This window comes from Paramaledivibacter caminithermalis DSM 15212 (assembly GCF_900142245.1).
Taxonomy (GTDB): Bacteria; Bacillota; Clostridia; order Peptostreptococcales; family Caminicellaceae; genus Paramaledivibacter; species Paramaledivibacter caminithermalis.
In genome coordinates this window covers 1-1,739 of the sequence record NZ_FRAG01000140.1, presented here as the reverse complement: position 1 = coordinate 1,739, position 1,739 = coordinate 1, and the positions used below count along the sequence as shown (strand labels likewise).

At 27.3% G+C, this 1,739-nt stretch carries 2 protein-coding genes; both read right to left on the bottom strand.

Annotated elements, in window-relative coordinates; translation table 11 throughout:
- Positions 1-32: 32 nt before the first annotated feature.
- Complete coding sequence (locus BUB36_RS18890; RefSeq protein WP_242655932.1) at positions 33-860, bottom strand: PmbA/TldA family metallopeptidase; 828 nt, start codon at positions 858-860, stop codon at positions 33-35.
- Positions 861-1,465: 605 nt separating this feature from the next.
- A complete protein-coding gene (locus BUB36_RS20480) occupies positions 1,466-1,588 on the bottom strand; it encodes a hypothetical protein (RefSeq protein ID WP_278247881.1) in 123 nt (40 codons plus the stop codon).
- Between the last annotated feature and the right edge of the window lie 151 nt (positions 1,589-1,739).

Below are 1,739 nucleotides of genomic sequence, written 5' to 3'. Positions count from 1 at the left end.
CAGATTATTTAATCTGACTTTTTTCTGTCATTTTATATGGAAATCAAGCTAAAATAATTTGACTTTTTTGGAGTGGAATAATTTGCTGTGTAACAAATAGGATTAGCAAGAATACTATTATATAATTTCTTATTCATTAACAATGAATCTGCTTCAAGAGTATGTCCTATAGTTTCGTGCATCAATACACCTGCGATTTTTGGATCTAATAGAACTGTAATATTTTTCCTAGGTTCTATTAGTTTGAGTTTTTTCTTAGTAATATTCTGCATTCCTTTTGTTATCTCTTGTGTAATGTCCTTAATTACTTTGTCTTCATCAACTCCACGAATTGTTTTTACATAACTTGTATTAGAAATACCTGTAATTTTAATTGACATTCCAAGGCTATTAAATTGCTGTTTTATATATGAACCATTGTTTGATATAAAATACTTTTCAATATTTTGATCTGAAAATACGAAATCAAAACTCTTTATGTAATCTTTTAACTTCATTTTTTCTGTCTCATTATGCATAATTGTCCTAATTTTTAGCAAATCTCTTTGCTTTGGTGTTACTTCTTCAGTATAATAATTCTTTTGAAAATTCTCCAATTCATAATCTTTGTTTTTCATATAACGTAAATTCACAGTAAGCCACTGTAACACTTTTTTAAAATTATTTAAACCTGAGAAATTGCCGTTCACCCAATTACCACCATCGTATAGTCTTATACACCCACCAAAATTAGTTGTATAGGATAAATTCTCTAAAGTGTTTCTTCGATAAGAAATACCATTGCTAGTTGTTTTTTCCACTCGTACATCTCCATATTCTACAGGTACCTTCTCAATTAATTTTTTTATCTCATCTATCACTATCAACACCAACCTCTTTCTGTGTAGAATACCAATCAGCCAAATGAGTCGCCATAACTAATGTCCTTAAAGGTCAATTGTAGGGGAGTGTAAACCCAAATTACTATAAATACTAAAGCTGAATATTTTGTCTAAAGAGTAGATTTATGAACTATTATCGCTATGTCTGACGTGCTATTTGAATTGCCTATAACTTAATTTAAATTATGTGAATTTGCAAGCTATCTTACTAAATTATACTATATTATACATAATATATATGTTTAATATTTCAGGATATAATTAGTTTATTTGTTATATTTTTTATTATAATGATATTTTACCTCATTATCCTATATTTGTAAATAGTGCATTGTATTTTTTTGTCAGTAAACCTCAAATGAAAATTTAACTTCCGTTTTTTTGCATTAATCGGAAGTTAGTCTTGCAAAGAATGATATACTTTATTAGATATCTATCCTGAGTAAATCAGGAGAAAAAAATATGTCGAATAAATCAGATAATAAAGGAAAACATTTATCGTATGAAAATACTTTAACTTCCTTAGTCCAATTCATAACTAAACCTCCAATTTAAATTTTTACCCATAATATTAACCGTAGTTATCAATTCCATTTTTCAATATTTATTTTCGTTACCCCTATCAATTCTTTAATCTCCCTCCTTAGAATGTTGATTTCAATATATTCTCTTCCTCCTTCCACAAACAAAAAAGCTAACAAAAACATAAATCTGTTAGCAATTCATAAAAAGGTATATAAACCTCTTCCTTTTATTACTTAACTGTTAAACAGCACTTTATTCTAGCCTAAATCTTATCAAAAACTGCAAATTAAATAATCTTAGAAGCTTAAATCAAGTTAAATAATCTGACCTAAA

Excerpts from the sequence above, each read along its gene's own strand:
- BUB36_RS20480 (WP_278247881.1), bottom strand. The coding sequence starts at position 1,588 with ATGTTTTTGTTAGCTTTTTTGTTTGTGGAAGGAGGAAGAGAATATATT.